This window comes from Pelomonas dachongensis, assembly GCF_043555865.1.
Classification (GTDB): Bacteria; Pseudomonadota; Gammaproteobacteria; order Burkholderiales; family Burkholderiaceae_C; genus Pelomonas; species Pelomonas dachongensis.
On record NZ_JBIGHY010000003.1, the window covers coordinates 566,695 to 582,807 of the forward strand.

The 16,113-nt window shown below is 69.5% G+C and carries 15 protein-coding genes; 9 read left to right on the forward strand and 6 right to left on the reverse strand.

The window, feature by feature from the left end:
• Positions 1-5: 5 nt before the first annotated feature.
• From ACG02S_RS11740 to ACG02S_RS11760, 5 genes are read left to right on the forward strand one after another with little or no spacing between them, the layout of a single operon-like run.
• Entirely contained in the window at positions 6-2,846 is a 2,841-nt protein-coding gene (locus ACG02S_RS11740) for a xanthine dehydrogenase family protein molybdopterin-binding subunit (protein ID WP_394470639.1), read from the forward strand.
• Positions 2,843-3,370 carry a (2Fe-2S)-binding protein gene (locus ACG02S_RS11745; RefSeq protein ID WP_394470640.1) on the forward strand — a complete coding sequence of 176 codons (528 nt, stop codon included), beginning with the start codon at positions 2,843-2,845 and terminating at the stop codon, positions 3,368-3,370. Before ACG02S_RS11740 ends, ACG02S_RS11745 begins: the two co-directional genes overlap by 4 nt.
• On the forward strand, positions 3,367-4,380 hold the full coding sequence (locus ACG02S_RS11750) for a hypothetical protein (RefSeq protein WP_394470641.1): 1,014 nt from the start codon (positions 3,367-3,369) through the stop codon (positions 4,378-4,380). Before ACG02S_RS11745 ends, ACG02S_RS11750 begins: the two co-directional genes overlap by 4 nt.
• A gap of 21 nt (positions 4,381-4,401) precedes the next feature.
• Positions 4,402-4,533 (forward strand): hypothetical protein, encoded by a 132-nt coding sequence (locus ACG02S_RS11755; RefSeq protein ID WP_394470642.1) that lies wholly within the window; start codon positions 4,402-4,404, stop codon positions 4,531-4,533.
• A 28-nt stretch (positions 4,534-4,561) separates the two neighbouring features.
• Positions 4,562-5,614: a fatty acid desaturase gene (locus tag ACG02S_RS11760; protein WP_394470643.1), complete on the forward strand. Its 1,053-nt coding sequence runs from the start codon at positions 4,562-4,564 to the stop codon at positions 5,612-5,614.
• A 33-nt stretch (positions 5,615-5,647) separates the two neighbouring features.
• Here the strand turns inward: ACG02S_RS11760 and ACG02S_RS11765 are convergent, their stop codons facing one another.
• Complete coding sequence (locus tag ACG02S_RS11765) at positions 5,648-6,316, reverse strand: glutathione S-transferase family protein (protein WP_394470644.1); 669 nt, start codon at positions 6,314-6,316, stop codon at positions 5,648-5,650.
• Between the two features lie 102 nt (positions 6,317-6,418).
• Here ACG02S_RS11765 and ACG02S_RS11770 point away from each other — a divergent pair, with 102 nt between their 5' ends.
• Entirely contained in the window at positions 6,419-6,742 is a 324-nt protein-coding gene (locus ACG02S_RS11770; protein ID WP_394470645.1) for a hypothetical protein, read from the forward strand.
• A gap of 2 nt (positions 6,743-6,744) precedes the next feature.
• Here ACG02S_RS11770 and ACG02S_RS11775 read toward each other — a convergent pair whose 3' ends face one another.
• Positions 6,745-8,166, reverse strand: coding sequence for a peptide MFS transporter (locus ACG02S_RS11775; protein ID WP_394470646.1), 1,422 nt, complete (start codon positions 8,164-8,166; stop codon positions 6,745-6,747).
• 142 nt (positions 8,167-8,308) lie between these two features.
• Here ACG02S_RS11775 and ACG02S_RS11780 point away from each other — a divergent pair, with 142 nt between their 5' ends.
• The 3 genes from ACG02S_RS11780 to ACG02S_RS11790 all read left to right on the forward strand — a co-directional run bounded on the left by ACG02S_RS11780 (position 8,309) and on the right by ACG02S_RS11790 (position 11,112).
• On the forward strand, positions 8,309-9,379 hold the full coding sequence (locus ACG02S_RS11780) for a serine hydrolase domain-containing protein (protein ID WP_394470647.1): 1,071 nt from the start codon (positions 8,309-8,311) through the stop codon (positions 9,377-9,379).
• A 66-nt stretch (positions 9,380-9,445) separates the two neighbouring features.
• Entirely contained in the window at positions 9,446-10,090 is a 645-nt protein-coding gene (locus tag ACG02S_RS11785) for a cytochrome c oxidase assembly factor Coa1 family protein (protein ID WP_394470648.1), read from the forward strand.
• Positions 10,087-11,112 carry an NAD-dependent epimerase/dehydratase family protein gene (locus tag ACG02S_RS11790; RefSeq protein WP_394470649.1) on the forward strand — a complete coding sequence of 342 codons (1,026 nt, stop codon included), beginning with the start codon at positions 10,087-10,089 and terminating at the stop codon, positions 11,110-11,112. The genes ACG02S_RS11785 and ACG02S_RS11790 overlap by 4 nt, the downstream gene beginning before the upstream one ends.
• A 12-nt stretch (positions 11,113-11,124) precedes the next feature.
• Here the strand turns inward: ACG02S_RS11790 and ACG02S_RS11795 are convergent, their stop codons facing one another.
• The 4 genes from ACG02S_RS11795 to ACG02S_RS11810 are packed head-to-tail and all read right to left on the reverse strand — an operon-like array spanning position 11,125 to position 16,047.
• Positions 11,125-13,182: a hybrid sensor histidine kinase/response regulator gene (locus tag ACG02S_RS11795; RefSeq protein ID WP_394470650.1), complete on the reverse strand. Its 2,058-nt coding sequence runs from the start codon at positions 13,180-13,182 to the stop codon at positions 11,125-11,127.
• A 33-nt stretch (positions 13,183-13,215) separates the two neighbouring features.
• Complete coding sequence (locus ACG02S_RS11800) at positions 13,216-13,506, reverse strand: hypothetical protein (RefSeq protein ID WP_394470651.1); 291 nt, start codon at positions 13,504-13,506, stop codon at positions 13,216-13,218.
• Between the two features lie 2 nt (positions 13,507-13,508).
• Complete coding sequence (locus tag ACG02S_RS11805) at positions 13,509-15,752, reverse strand: helicase-related protein (RefSeq protein WP_394470652.1); 2,244 nt, start codon at positions 15,750-15,752, stop codon at positions 13,509-13,511.
• A gap of 46 nt (positions 15,753-15,798) precedes the next feature.
• Positions 15,799-16,047, reverse strand: a complete 249-nt coding sequence (locus ACG02S_RS11810) for a hypothetical protein (RefSeq protein WP_394470653.1) — start codon at positions 16,045-16,047, stop codon at positions 15,799-15,801.
• Positions 16,048-16,113: the final 66 nt, after the last annotated feature.

Here is a 16,113-nt window from a genome sequence, read left to right on the forward strand (position 1 = left end):
CCAACGTGTCGCAGTTGCCGGACAAGACCGGGCCTTTCCAGCTGACGCGCCGCCGCGTGCTCGGCAGCGGCGCTGCCGCCGTGACGCTGCTGGTGCACGAGCTGGCGCTGGCGATGCGGCCCGCCACGCCGCCGCTGCGTGGCGCGCGGCCGCCGCAGCCGGGCAACCCCACGCAACCCTTTGTCGGCAACACGGCGCCCCCCGGCGCGCCAGACTGGTCCGGCGGCCCCGGCAAGGCGCGCTTTCGCATCGAGGGCCTGGCCAAGGTGACGGGCCAGAAGATCTATGCGCGCGACTTCCGTGCGAGCGACATGCCGCAGTGGCCGGCCACCGAGCGCATGGCCATGATCCTGCGTGCGACCGACCCGGGCCGCGTGTTCTCCGGGCTGGACCTGAGCGCGCTGGCCGGCGCGGACGCGCAACCGCTGCTGGTCATCACGCAGACACCGTTGGGCGACTACACCGGCGCGCAGCGCGACCTGGTGTCGCTGAACCTCACGCTGCCCTTCTCCAGCGCGGGTGCGGACGGCATCAAGCAGCTGCTGGTGCCGGTGGGCAGCGCGCCACAGTTCTTCGGCCAGCCGGTGGCCATCCTCGTCTTTGCCGACGGCAACGCGTACCGCCGCGCCAGGCGCGCTCTGCAGTTCCAGCCTGGCGTCGTGCAGACCGGCGCCCTGCCCCCGCCGCCCGCGCAACCCTGGGTGATGGCCTACAGCCCGGTCAACTACCTGACGCGTTATGACGCGCCGGGCCTGCCGCCGTTCTCGCAGGTGCAGGCGGGCTACGCGTCCGACCCCTACCAACCCGACTCCACCAGCCAGCCCGTCAACAGCACCGCCCGCGCGCTGCGCCAGCGCATCGACGCGGCGCTGCAGGCGCCCCGCCCCACCGTGCTGCAACTGGGCGGCACTTACAGCACGCAGGTGCTGGACCCGATGTTCATGGAACCGGAGGCCGGCCTGGCCTGGCTGGACCGCTCTGGGGCAGGCACGCTGCACCTGGTGCTGGGCACGCAGGCCACCAACGGTGATGCGACCGACAGCTTCACGATGTTCAGCAAGAACAGTCCGGTGCAGGTCGGCACCGTGGTGCTGAACTCCTGCTACCCCGGCGGCGGCTTCGGCGGGCGCGACGTGTCCACCTTTGCGTCGCTGCTGACCGTCACGGCCGCGCTGGCCGACGGGCCGGTGCGCATCGCGCAGGACCGCTACGAACAGTTCCAGGGCGGGCTGAAGCAACTCGCCAGCACCATCACGCAGCGCATTGCGGTCGATACGAAGACCGGCAAGTTCCTCGCATTCGGCAGCCAGCAGGTGCTGCCGTCGGGCGGGCAGAACAACTACAGCCAGTTCGTCGCCATGCTGGCGGCCTACTGTGGCCTCAGCGGCTACGACATCAAGCAGGCCTATGTGGACGCCATTGCCCAGCCCAGCACCGGCGTGGTGGCCGGCTCCATGCGCGGCTTCGGCGGGCCGCAGGCCAGCTGGGCGGTCGAGACGCTGGTGGACGAGGTGGCCGTGGCGCTGAAGCGCGACCCCATCGCGCTGCGCGAGGCCAACGCACTGCGCGAGGGCGACCGCACCATCACCGGCGCGCCGCTGGAGCAGCCCATGCGGCTGCATGAGATCTGCCGCCGCTCGCGCGAGCACGCGCTGTGGCGCAACCGCGAGGCCGTGAAGCGGCGCAAGGCGCGCGAGGGCATCCGCTACGGCGTGGGCTTTGCGCTGGCCAACCAGGCCTACGGCACAGGCAAGGACGGCGTGATGGCCGAGGTGGCGCTGGCGCCCGATGGCCGCCTCACCGTGCGCAGCAACTGCGTGGACATGGGCAACGGCTCGGCGACGACACTGGCCATTTCCACCGCCGGCTGGCTGGGGCACAACGCGCACGACGTCGTCATGGGCGATGTCGGCTCCTTCAACGCGCTGGACCTGAACAGCGACTACGGCGGCAGCTGGACCGACCCGCACTGGACGGCCGCGTTCTCGATGTCCAGCAGCGCCTGCCTGACCGCCTTCCACCAGGTGCACGTGACCGAGCAAGCGGCACGGGTGTTGTTCGAGAGTGGCCTGCTGCCGGCCGCCGCGGCGCTGTGGGGCGTGCCGCTGGCGCAAGTGCAGGGCAAGACGACGTGGGACGCCGGGCGGCTGGTGGCGCCGGGACTGGCGCCGCTGTCGCTGGCGGCGCTGGCCGCCCGCGTGCATCGGGACCAGCTGACATCCGGCGCCATGGTGCATGGCCTGTACGAAGGCGCCTGGGTGTCGGCCAGCTACCCGGTGCAGGCCGGCGCCCTGCTGAAGCTGCCCATTGACGGCCTGTCGCTGCGCGCGGGCGGGCAGCCGAACTGGAGCTTCATTGCGCGGCAGGACGTGGTGCCGCCGCGCCCGGCCGCGTCGCTGTACGGGCGCAGCCTGTACGCGCCCTCGGGCGTGCTGGTGGCGGTGGAGATCGCGCCCCGCACCTTTGAGCCGCGCGTGGTGGCCGTGGAACTGCTGGTGGACGCCGGCAAGGTGCTGCAACCCGACCTCCTGCTGGGCCAGGCCCAGGGCGGCGTCGCGATGGGCATCGGCTACGCGCTGCTGGAGGACCTGCCGCTGGAGGCCGGCGGCGCCGGCGACGGGCGCTGGAACCTGGACCGGTATCACGTGGCCTTGTCGGCCGACGTGCCACTGGGGCGGCTGAACATCACGACGCTGGGGGGTGACGACGCGACGGCCAAGGGCATCGCCGAGGCCGTGCTGTGCCCCATCGCGCCGGCCATCGGCAACGCGATCGCCCATGCCACGGGGCAGCGGTTCCGCAGCCTGCCCATCACCGCTGCCGACATCAAGGAGGCCCTGTCATGAGCGAACCCCTCGTCCAAGTCCTGTTCCACGTCAACGGCCGCCCCGTCAGCACGACGGTGCCCACCGACCTCCCCCTCGTCGACTTCCTGCGCGAGGAACTGGGCTTGTCCGGCACCCGGCTGTGCTGCGGCATCGGCGTCTGCAAGGCCTGCACCGTCGCCGCGCGCCGTGCGCCCACCAGTCAGGCCCAGCCCATGCTCGCCTGCTCCACGCCGGTAGCGCTGCTGCAGGGCCAGTCCATCACGACGGTGGAGGGCACCGGCAGCATGGAGCGTCCCAGCAAAGTCCAGCAGGCCTTCCTGGATCACTTCGCCTTCCAGTGCGGCTACTGCACGCCCGGCTTCATCATGGCGACCGAAATGCTGCTCGGCCGCCTGCGCGCGCAGCCCATCCAGCGCGACCGGCTGGACGCCGCCATCGAGGAGGCCGTGGGCCAGCACATCTGCCGCTGCACCGGCTACGCCCGCTACCACCAGGCCATCCGCGCCGTGGTGATGGCAGAGAAAGGCCTGGTGACGGCATGAGGACGAAGCAAGCACTGTTGCTGTTGCTGCTGGCGGGCAGCGCCCAGGCGGAGACGCTGTTCGAATACGGTCGCCAATGCGCCGTGCAGATCAGCGAGATCCCCGCCTTCAGCTGCATGGCCGGCGAGGAGATCCCGATCACTGTCGACGGCGGCAAGCCCGTGCCGGCCGACCAGGCGCCCGCGCGCTGCGACCGGCCGTCGCTGCTGCCGCAGCACGACGAAGGCAGCCAGGGCCAGTGCGTGCCCGGCAGCCGCGCGCTGGTGCTGCGCGACGACAAGAACGCGCAGATCAGCGCCATCTGTCGCAAGCAGGTCGCGCGGCCCCGGGGCAGTACGTTGTTCGACGAGATCAACGTCATCTCGCACAGCCTGAAGGATGGCAAGACCTGCTGGTTCACCGCCAAGGCCACCGCGCCGCTGACGAAGGACAAAGGCATCGACGGCCGCTGGGTGCCCTCGCCCAGCACGCTGACGCGCAAGCCGCAGCCACCCGGTCCGGATGGCCTGAAGCCGCTGCCGGCCGACAAGGTCTGGCAGACGCCGCACCAGGTGGCGTGGAGTCAGCCGGCCTGCATCAACTGCCACGACAGCGGGCCGTTCATGTACTCACCCTACATCGCCCAGACCACGCAGCTGCCCGGCGACCCGTTCGGCTTCTACCAGCCCAAGGCCATCGGCGCGGACTTCAAGAAGGCCTGGGCCCGGCTCAACGCGTTCGGAATCACGACGCGCGGCAACACCTGCACCGCCTGCCACCGCATGGGCAACATGAATTCCTGTCAGGTTGCGATGGACCAGTCCACGGGCCGCGGGGAGCAGCAGGGCGGCGACGACTGGTCCAAGAAGTTCCCGCATTCGCACTGGATGAGCCCGGGCAACCTGCACAGCCCCGCGCAGTGGGATCAGCAATTTGCCGACAGCCTCAAGAAGCTGGCGGCGTGCTGCGAGGATCCGAAGGGGCCGGGGTGCCAGGTGGTGGAGTACGGACCGAAAGACGCGAAGCGCTGACGGCCGCCACGTGACGCGGTCTTGACCCATCTCAAGGCCCTGGTGCAGCGGCTGGATAGCATCGAACGCGTTCACTGCCAGCGTTTTCATGAGCCCAGTCCCGCCGACGCCGCCCGTTTCCTCTTCGGGTGCCTGTTCATCCCCTCCTTCTGAGGTGCCAGTCATTGCCCGAGATGCGCGCATGCCCGCGCGTCGGGAGATCCGGTCCTGGCTGACGCCCATCTCGCAGCCGCAAACAGCGCGCGCCCTGGGACTGCTGCTGCTGGATTGGGCGCTGTTCATTGCAGCCATCGCAGGCGTGGTGCTGTTGCCGGTGTGGTGGATGAAGCTGCCGGTGGCGCTGGCGGCCGGCTTCGTGATCGGCCGTCTGTTCATCATCGGGCACGACGCCTGCCACCAGAGCTACACGCCGCACCGCCTGCTCAACCGCTGGCTGGGACGCATCGCGTTTTTGCCTTCGCTGACGCCCTACAGCCTGTGGGAGGTGGGACACAACGTGATGCATCACGGGTTCACCAACCTCAAGGGCAAGGACTTCGTCTGGCAGCCCCTGACCCCTGATGAGTACCGTGCGCTGTCACCGGCCCGGCGCCTGCTGGAGCGCGTCTACCGCAGCGGATGGGCACCCGGCCTGTACTACTTCATCGAGATGTGGTGGCTGCGCATGCTGTTCCCCAGCCCGCGCTACATGCCGGCACGACGCGGGCTCTTCGTGGCCGATGGCCTGCTTGCCGTTGCCGCGGGTGCCGTGTGGATCGGCGCGCTGGTGTGGGCGGCGCACGCCACCGGCCAATCGGCATGGGCAATGGTCGTGCTGGGCTTCGCCGTGCCGTTCGCGTTCTGGAACGTGATGATCGGCTTCGTGATCTACGTGCATCACACGCACACAGAGGTGCGGTGGCATGAAGACAAGGCGAACTGGTCGGCGAGCGACCCCTTCGTGTCCACCACCGTACACCTGACCTTTCCGCTGAAGATCGGCGGCCTGCTGCATCACATCATGGAACACACGGCGCATCACGTGGACATGAGCATCCCGCTTTACAGGCTCAAGCAGGCCCAGGCCGTGCTTGAGACCGCGTTGCCGGGGCGCATCATCGTCCAGCGCTTCTCCTGGCGCTGGTACTTGCAGACGGCCAGCCGCTGCAAGCTGTACGACGTGGCCGCCGAGTGCTGGACTGACTTCAAGGGGCGGGTGTCCGAGCCCACGACATGGGGGCGGGTGCTGCGCTGAGTTGCGCAGCGGCGTGCAAAGGCGCCTGCGTGCTCAGCTCAGCAGGTCGTACTTCCCACCCCGCTCCAGCGCCCTTTGATAGGCCGGCCGCGCATGGATCAGATCCAGGAACGCCTTCAGCTTCGGATAGGCCGCCAGGTCGGCGCCCCGTGATGCCGCGGCTTCCAGCGGGAAGCTCATCTGCACGTCGGCCGCGCTGAACTCGCTGCCCGTGAACCACGGCCGTGCGGTCAGCTCGCCTTCCAAGAACTTCAGCTGCGCGTCGATGTTGGGCTGTACGAAGCTCTTCAGCACCTTGTCGGCGATGCCCTTCGCAATCGGCTTCACGAAGAATGGTGCGGGCGCGCGCTTGACCTTGTTGAACACCAGCTTCATGACCAGCGGCGGCATGGCCGAGCCTTCGGCGAAGTGCATGAAGTAGCGGTAGTGCAGCAGGCCCTGTTCGTCGGTGGGCTTCAGCCGCCCCTGGCCGTAGCGCTCCACCAGGTACTCCAGGATGGCGCCGCTCTCGGCCACCGTCAGCGCGCCATCGGTGATGACGGGCGACTTGCCCAGCGGGTGGATCTTGCGCAGCTCCGGCGGGGCCAGCGACGTCTTGGCGTCGCGCTGGTAATGCTGGATCTCGTAGGGCAGGCCCAGCTCTTCGAGGAGCCACAGCACGCGCTGCGAGCGGGAGTTGTTGAGGTGGTGGACGGTGATCATGGGTTTGAGTGTAGAAACCTGGCCGATATGACCCATCGCCCAGTGTCCGCCCGTCAGCGCCGACTGTCAGAGCCGCTCGATGTGCCGCGCATGAAAACGGTCATGCGCCGCCTGTTCGCGCGCCGCAGCAACCATGGCGTCGCGTCGTGGGATGAGCTGCTGCCGCAGATGGCGCGCTTTGGCATCACGACGCGTGGCGACTTCGTGCGGCTGATGAAGCGCCATCGGCGGCAGCTGATCGTGATTGACCGGGACCCGCTGACGCCCCGCGAGGTGGCCTACTACAGCCAGGAGTTCGGTGCCGACTTCGTGCGAGATGCGCTACGGCGCCAGTATTGGTTCTCCTGGCTGTCAATGATTGGGATCGCGATGGAGCTGGAGTTTGGCGACGCGGCAACGGTCTGGGCGAAACCCGCAGAACTTTGAATCTAAGGTGCCGAACTAGTCTCTTCAGGCGCCAGCAGCCGCCCGAACACCAGCTTCACCCCCAGCAGCCCCACGCCCGCAGCCGCCACCAGCGCGGCGTGCAGCAGCCAGAAGTTGGAGCCCTTCATCACCTCCAGCAACCCGGCCAGCCAGCCGACGAACAGGTTGCCAATGAACAGGTGCAGGTAGTAGATGCCCAGCATCACGCCCTGGTAGCCGCGCGGCGCCACGCGCGAGTACAACGCCAGGCCCACCGGCATGATGTTGGCGAAGCCGATGTTGTTGACCAGCGCATAGCCGAACGACCACAGGATGCTGATGCGCGCGCCGCCTTCCTCGATGGACAGCGCCGGGATCATCAGCAACAGCGGCGCACCGGCCGCGACGAAGCAGCCGAGCGCCATCTTGGTGATCTCGTCGGGCTCGCGACGGCGGTTGGCCCACCAGCGCCAGAAGGCGAGAGACGCCAGCATCGTCGTCGTGCTCAGCAGCGCGTCGATGGCTTGCAGCCAGGTCACCGGCACGGTGAAGCCGGCGACGACCATGTCCATGTGCTGCTGCGACCACAGCGGAAAGCCGTTGTTGTATTGCTGGTTGCCGACGATGGACAGCATCAGCACCGGCAGGATGGCCACCAGCAGCGCCACCTGCAGCAGGCCGCGCCGGCCGATGGGCGGGCGCGCGGGCGCGTCGTGCCGGGCGGCGCCGCGCGGCGCCTCGGGTGGCAGCCAGCGGCGGCCGGCCAGGTAGACGAACAGGCCGATCAGCATGCCCACGCCGGCCGAACCGAAGCCCCAGTGCCAGCCCACCTTCTCGCCCAGCGTGCCGCAGACGATGGGGGCGGCGATGACGGCGATCTGCACCGCCAGCATGAAGATCTGGAAGGCGCTGGCGCGGCGCTTGTCGCCCGGCGCGTAGAGGTCGCCCACCTGCGCGGCGATGTTGCCCTTGAACGCGCCCACCCCCAGCAGCAGGCAGCCCAGCGCCGGCAGCAGCAGCATCTCGAACGCCATCAGGAAGTGGCCCGCCGCCATCAGCAGCGCGCCGATGACGACGGTCTTCGTGCGGCCCAGCCAGCGGTCGGCGATGAGCCCGCCGAAGATCGGCGTCAGGTAGACGAGGCCCACGTACAGCCCGAACACGGCGGAGGCCAGCTGCTGCGGCGAGCGTGCGCCGGTGACGCTCTCGATGGCGGCGCGCAGCGCGTCCATGCCGGCCACGTTGCCGATGTTCTCGGGCATGAACAGGTAGTTGCTGAGGTACAGCACCAGCAGCGCCTGCATGCCGTAGTAGGAGAAACGCTCCCACAGCTCGCAGAAGGACAGCCAGCCCAGCCCGGCGGGGTGGCCGAGGAAGGCGCGGTCGTGGCGGGCGCGCAGGTCGCTGGTGGCGGCGGCGCTCGCAGTCGATGTGACGGAGGACAAGGCGTGGATTCCGGTAAGCGATGAAGGCTGCCACTGTCCGCGCAGGGCGATGCGCTGGCAATCGGCAGTGGCCCGGGCATGACGACGGTCAGAACGCTTCGCAGACGTGAAATCATGGCCGCTCCGAACGGAGGAGGCCGATTTGCGAGAGCGGAAGAGTGCAGGGTTGGTGCAGGCGGCGTTGTGCATGGCGCTGGCGACGCCTGCCGCCGCCGAGACGCGGCCGCCGTTCCCGACAGGGCCGGCACTCGACCGTCTGCTGGCTGCCCATGACGTGCCGGGCATCGCCATGGTGACGCTGAAGGACTGCGAGCCCGAGGGGCCACCGGTCGTCGCCGGCAACGCGTCTTTGCAGCCGGCGGTGGCTGTCACACCCGCCACGGTGTTCGAGTCGGCGTCGCTGTCCAAGCCGGTGTTCGCGTGGCTGGTCATGCAGCTCGTTGACGAGCAGGTCATCGATCTGGACCGGCCTTTCGCCCAGTCCTTTGACTACGTGCGCATTCCGGACAAGGCCGCCTACGCGCAGCTCACACCGCGCCTGGTGCTGTCCCACCGCACCGGCCTGCCCAACTGGGTCGATGGCGACACGGATTTCCCGCAGCGCACCGCGCCCATCCCCTTCACCGTGCCGCCGGACACCACGTACAGCTATTCCGGCGAGGCTTACCAGCTGCTGCAGGCCTTCGTCGAACACAAGACCGGTAGCACGCTGCAGGCGCTGTTTGAGCAACGGTTGGGCCGCTGGATGCCCGACTCCACGTTCACCCGTCCCCTTCGCCCCGGCACCGTGGCCTCGCGCGCCTACCGCAGTGCCCGCGACGCCGACAGCGGCCGCGACATGACCAACCTGACCGGCTTCGCGATGTCTGCCGCGTCACTGGTGACCACCGCGCAGGACTACGCCCGCTTTCTGTCGCTGGTCTGCAAGCGCGAGGGCCTGTCTCGCGCGGCCTACGACGACATGCTGCGGCCGCAGACACCCGTGCCCCGCAGCGAGTCGTTGTTGCCGACATTCCGCAGCATGGGCTGGGCGATCACGGACGCGGGCGGCACCACGCTCGTGAGCCACAGCGGCAACAACGGCGCGTACCGGGCGTTCGCCGGTTTCGTGCAGGAAAGCCGCGACGGCGTCGTCATCCTGACCAATGGCGCCAAAGGGCGTGAACTGATCGACGCGCTGTTGCAGCCGCCGCCTGCGCCCGCCAGCCGCTGAAGGGAAGACACCACCGACGCGGGCGCCCGGCATCTGGTGCAATGCCGCCCACGACATGGAGTGGGCATGGACACCAACGACAACACATCGGGCCAGGGGCCGGCCAGCCAGGTACCGCCGGAAGTCCGGCGCTGGAGCTGGGGCGCATTCCTGCTGAGCTGGATCTGGGGCATCGGCAACAACACTCTGGCAGCGCTGGCGGTGTTCATCCCGTTCTTCGGCTTCGTGTGGCTGTTCGTGCTCGGTGCCCGCGGCAGCGAATGGGCCTGGCGCAACAAGCGTTGGGACAGCCTGGCACAGTTTCAGCGCACGCAGCGCAGCTGGGCGAAGTGGGGCGCCATCGTCTGGCTGGGCTGGCTGGCGGTGATGGCGGCGTTCTTCTTCTTCATCTTCGGCCTGCTGAAGGACTCGGACGCCTACAAGCTCGCGCAGGCGCAGCTGGCGGCAGACGACCGCATCGCCGAGATCGTCGGGCGGCCTCTGTCCAGCGGCTTCCCGATGGGCCAGATCCAGATCTCCGGACCTCGCGGTTCGGCCAGCCTGTCGTTCAGCGTCGAAGGCCCCAAGGGCGAGGGCACGGTGTTCGTCGAGGCGAGCAAGGACATGGGCGCCTGGCGCATCGACCGTCTGGTGTTCGAGGAGGAAGGGACAGGCCGCCGCGTCGACCTGTCACCGCCGCGTGCGTCCGAGTCCGTGGAAGGCAGCGTATGAGCACGCGCATCCTCGTCACCGGCGGCACCGGCTACATCGCCGGTGTGCTGATCCGCCAGTTGCTCGCCGCCGGCTGGCAGGTGCACACCACCGTGCGCGACCTGAAGCGCGACCCGGCGTTGCGCCGCCTGCTGGGCGTGCAGGCGGGCGACGAGCGGCTGCGCTGCTTCGCGGCCGACCTGCTGCACGACGCCGGCTGGGCTGAGGCGGCGGCCGGCTGCAGCCATGTCGCCCACCTCGCGTCACCGCTGCCGGCCGGCGTGCCGCGCGACGCCAACGACCTCATCACCCCCGCCCGCGACGGCGCGCTGCGGGCGCTGCAGGCTGCGCGCGACGCCGGCGTGCAGCGCTTCGTCATGACCTCGTCCGTCGCGGCGATCGCCTACGGCCACGGCCCCGGCGAGCACCGCTTCACCGAGGACGACTGGACGCGGCTGGAGACGCCCGGCATCCCGGCCTACGTGCAGTCCAAGACCATCGCCGAGCGTGCCGCGCGTGACTGGGTGGCGCGCGAGGGGGGTGGCATCGAGTTCTGCACGGTCAACCCGTCCGTCGTGCTGGGGCCGGTGGCCAGCGCCGACTACTCGGCCAGCGTCGTCATCGTGCAGAGCCTGCTGCAGGGGCGCGTGCCGGCGCTGCCCCACATCGGCTTCGGCATCGTCGACGTGCGCGACGTGGCCGAGCTGCACTGGCGCGCACTGACTGCGCCCGGCATGGCCGACGAGCGCTTCATCGCCTGCGGCGGCTTCCTGTGGCTGCGCGAGGTGGCGGCCATCCTGCGCGCCGAGCTGGGCGAGCAGGCGCGCAAGGTGCCCACGCTGTCGCTGCCCGACTGGACCGTGCGGCTGCTGGCCAAGTTCAGCCCGCTGGTGCGCAACGCGGCGGGCGAGCTGGGCACGGTGCGGCACCAGGATGCCAGTCATGCGCGCGAGGTGCTGGGCTGGGTGCCGCGGCCGCCGCGTGAGGCGATCGTGGCGACGGCACAGGATCTGATCCGTCTGGGCGTGGTGGCGGCGCGTTGAGCGCCGCTGCCGTCACGTCGCAATCAACTCCCGGATGCGCGCCGCCAGCGTGTCCAGCGCGAACGGCTTGGTCAGCACCGACATGCCCGGCTCCAGCTGCCCGTTGTTGAGCAACGCGTTCTCGGCGTAGCCGGTGATGAACAGCACCTTCAGCCCCGGCCGCGTCACCCGGGCGGCGTCGGCCATCTGGCGGCCGTTCATGCCGCCGGGCAGGCCCACGTCGGTGATGAGCAGGTCCACCCGCGCGCCGGACTGCAGCACCTGCAGCCCGCCCGCGCCGTCACCCGCCTCCAGCGCGGTGTAGCCCAGCTCGTCCAGCACGTCGGTCACCAGCATGCGCAGCATCGGTTCGTCGTCGACGATGAGGATGGTTTCGCCCGCCTGGCCGGTGGGGCGCGGGCCCAAGTCCGGGGGGGTGTCGTCGCGCTCGGCCTCGCCCAAGTGGCGCGGCAGGTAGATGCACACATTGGTGCCCTCGCCCACTTCGGAATAGATGCGCACCTGCCCGCCGGACTGCTTGGCGAAACCGTAGATCATCGACAGCCCCAGGCCCGTGCCCAGGCCGAGCGGCTTCGTGGTGAAGAACGGGTCGAAGGCCTTGGCGATGACGTCCGGCGTCATGCCGGTGCCGGTGTCGGACACGCACAGCGAGACGTATTGGCCCTCGGGCATGTCGTGCTGCCGGGCGCCGTCGCGGTCGATCCAGCGGTTGGCCGTCTCGATGGTGATCTTGCCGCCATCGGGCATGGCGTCGCGCGCATTGATGCACAGGTTCAGCAGCGCGTTCTCCAGCTGCGGCGGGTCCACGCGCGTGGACCACAGGCCCGCCACGCCCACCGACTCCACCGCAATGGCGGGACCAACGGTGCGCTGGATCAGCTCCACCATCCCGCCGGCCAGCTCGTTGACGTCGATGACCCGGGGCGCCAGCGTCTGCCGCCGCGAGAAGGCCAGCAGCCGGTGCGTCAGCGCGGCCGCCCGCTTGGTAGCGCCCTGCGCGGCCATCAGGTAACGGTCCACTTCGTGCACGCGGCCCTGGCGGATGCGCTGTTCCGCCAGCTCCAGGCTGCCGGAAATGCCGGCCAGCAGGTTGTTGAAGGCGTGCGCCAGGCCGCCGGTGAGCTGCCCCACGGCTTCCATCTTCTGGGCCTGCACCAGCTGCTCGGCTTGCAGGCGCTCGTGCGTGGTTCTGCGGCCCGACGCGTACACCTTGTCGCCCTCCATGGCCGCCGTCCAGGCAAACCACTCGTGATGGCCGTTCTTGTGCAGGAAACGGTACTCGTACGCCTGCTTCAGAGGGCGCTCGAAAATGCCGGCGAACACCTCCCGCGTTCGGGCGAGGTCGTCCGGGTGCACGAACTCGGCGAACTGATGGCCGACAAGTTCGCTTTCCGTCCAGCCCAGCAGCTCGGTCCACAGCGGGTTGACGGCCTCGAAAGAGCCACCGGGCGCCACCACCACCAGCAGCTCCTGTGAGATCTGCCAGGCCAGGTTGCGGTCGGCCGTGCGCTCGGCCACCTGCTGCTCCAGCGACGCGTTGAGGTCGCGCAGCGCGGTGTCGGCCCGCACCTTGGCCGTGGTCTCGTTCGTGAAGATGAACAGCGCGCACACGTCGCCTTCGGCATCCAGCACGCGCGAGTACGAGAACGTCCACCAGGTTTCCTGCTCGCCGCGGTCGGTGGCGAGCTTCCAGGGCAGGTCGTTGAAGCGCTGGCTGCGGCCGTCGAAGGCGTCCTCGATGATGGGCTTGGCCTGCGCCCAGCCATCCGCCCACACCTCGATGAACGGCGACCCCATGGCCCACGACAGCCGCGGGCCGAGCAGCGGGAAGTAGGTCTCGTTGAAGAAGAAGAACAGTTCCTCCCGGCCCCACGACAGGATCATGGACTCGGGCGAATTCAGCAGCAGGCTGAGCGACGTCTTCAGCTCGGTGGGCCACCCCTCGGGCGGGCCGAGCGGGTGCTGGGTCCAGTCGCGCGCCAGGATGAGGCGTGTGGCCTCGCCGCCGCCGGCCAGGAACCGCAGACCTCGAGGCAGTTCGTCGGGTTGGCGGTAGGCATGTGAGACCATGGGCTTTCAGAGGCAGTGCCGTCGAGAGCCTGCTCAGCGCCTTCTGGGTGCCGGAGCGCTGCCGTCCAGGAAGAGGTTCACCAGGACATCGGCGACCCAGTCGCCCACGCTGTAGTTCGCCGCACGCGCTCGCAACCGGTCGGCGCGGTCCTCCTGGATGCGGGCCACCTCGGGCGCACCGGTCTTCTGCGCCGCAATGGCGCGCTGCTCACTGCGATCGGCCTCGGCGGTCAGGCCGGGGTCTCGCAGTGCGACGTTGGCGCAGCCGCTCAACGCCAGTACCAGCGGCGCCAGGGCCAGGAGTGCCTTCGGGTGTTGCTTCATGTTCATCGTCCTCGCCGCTGCCACAACGGCCGCTTCCCCTTCAGCTGTCGCTCAATGCCATCGTTGAGTCGCCCGCGCAGGTCGACGACCGCCTCAACGTGACCGTACACGCCGGGGAAGCGCAGGTCCAGCCACAACCACAGCGTGCAGATGCGCAGCGCCTGCTCCATGCGGTCCAGGCGGCCGTGCTGGTCGAACTCGTCGAGGAAGTAGGGGTCGCCGGCCTGGCCAGTGCGGGCGTGGTTGGTGGCCCAGCTGGCGAACTGCTCCACCAGCATCGGCAGGCGTGAGTCGACCGGCGCCTGCGCGTACTTGAAGCGCTCGTTCAGCGGCAGTGCGGCGGCGTTGCGGTCCAGCATCTCGGCCAGCTCCAGCATCTGCTCCAGCTCGGCGACGGCGAAGTGCGCGTCGTCCAGGCGCAGCTGCTGCATGAAGATGCTGAGCACGGCGTACAGCTTGTTGACGCCCATGCGCTGCGAGATGGTCTGCACGTGGCGCCAGTTGGGCGCGACCGGGCATTTGAAGTCGCGCGGCGCGCGCGGCTCCTTGGGCAGCTGCGTGCGCAGGATCTTCATCGCGTCCGCCTCTGCCTCCTTCAGCACGCTGGTGAAGCCCTCGTCGTGCATGCCGTAGCGGCCCGCGCGGCCGGCGATCTGATGCACCTCGCTGACGGACAGCTCGCGGTCGCCGACGCCGTCGAACTTGGTCAGCGTGGAGAACAGCACGCGGCGAATGGGCAGGTTCAGGCCCATGCCGATGGCGTCGGTGGCCACGAGCACCTGGCTCGCGCCGACCGCGAAGCGCTCGGCCTCGCGGCGGCGCACCTCGGGCGGCAGCGCGCCGTAGATGACGCTGACGTTGTGGCCGTTTTGGGAGATCTGGTCGCGCAGCATCAGCACGTCGCGGCGGCTGAAGGCCACGACCGCGTCGCCCGACTGCAGGTGCGTCATGGGCACGGGCGCAGGCATCAGCTGCACTTGCTGCTTGCGCTCGAACACGCGCTTCTCGGGCTTCTCGCCGCACAGCTGCAGCAGCCGCTCGATGGCGGGCGCTGCATAGGCGGACGCGATGATGATGACCTCGCGCGCCGGCACGCCGACGATGGCCTGCGTCCAGGCCCAGCCGCGCGAGTCGTCGAAGATCATCTGCGCTTCGTCGATGACGGCCACGTCGACGATGTCGCGCGTGTTGACCATCTCGATGGTGCTGCTGACGACGCGGGCGTTGTCGGCGGGCACGCTCTCCTCGCCGGTCAGCAGCGAGCACGGCACGCCGCGCCCCACCAGGCGGTCGCGACCTTCCAGCGCCAGCAGCCGCAGCGGCGCCAGGTAGGCGCCGTCCAGCGCCTGCGCCAACCGCTCGAAGGCGGCATACGTCTTGCCGCTGTTGGGCGGGCCGAGGTACAGCGTGACCTTGCGGCCCAGCTTGCGTGCGGCGTCGAAGCTGTCGGGGTAGCCTTGGAAAGCCAGCTCGCGGCCCAGGCTGGCCAGCGTGCTCTGCTCCTCCACAGTCTGCTCCCAGCGGTCCTGCGCGCGCGTCAATGCGGCCTTCAGGTCGGCATAGGGCATGGGCACGCCGCACTCGGCCTGCAGCCGCGGCAGCAGCGACGCGAGCTGGGCCGCGTCGCCCATGGCCTCGCTGCGCGCCACCAGGTGGTTCAAGTGCAGCGTCAGCTCGGCTGTATAGGAGTATTCCGGCGCCTGACCCAGGCCGTGGCGCAGCGCGGCCGTGTCGCCGTCGCGGAAGAAGGCCCACACCGGCGCCTCCTGCACCGGCACGCGGTGTGACAGGTCGATGCGCCAGGCCTCATGGGCCAGCGTGATCGGGTGAATGCAGAGCCGCGTGAACACCAGTCCTTCGCGGCGCAGACCCAGGCTTTCCAGCTGCTGCAGCCGCTGCTGCATCTGCGGGCGCAGCGTGTTGGTCAGTGGCGTGGCGTTCAGCTGCGCCAGTGCGACAGGGATGTGCGCCGGCAGGATCCAGCGGCTGGGCCGACCGCCGCCGGCGGCCTTGGAGATCTGGATGCAGCCCAGCCGGTCCAGCGCGGCATCGGCGCTCTTGTCGCTGCCGTCGTCGAGGTCGTCCGGCACCAGCACCTGCGGCAGCGCGTGCGCGGCCTGGCGGATGCGGGCCCAGTCCTCGGGCGCCAGGCCTGCGGGCAGGCGCGCGGCGTGGCCGGGTTGCGGGAGGGGAAAGGCCGGCGCGGGCGGCCGGGCGGGCTTGTTCTGAGGGACTTCGGGATTCACGGCAGAAGTGGAACACAGGCGCGCCGGCGCCTGCTCCGGCCGGCGCTCAGCGCCTGGCCCGCTCCCCGGCACGGTTTTGCAGGGCGGTCTGGTGCTTGCAGACGTTCTCGCCCGTCGTGGTCAGGCGCAGCGTGCCGCCCTGCCATTCGAGCCAGTGCAAGGCCACGTAGTCGTCGATGTCGCCCTCGGCAATCTCGGCCGCCCGGCGCTGCTTGAGCAGGCCCACGGTGGCGGGCAACTGGTCGCGAAGCACGACATGTCGCGTTGCGGCGGGAAGCGAGGCATAAGGGGTCATCGAGATCTCCGAAAAGGACGGTCGCGGACTGGACTTCGCCGCCGAGTGGAACACGAAAGGATGATG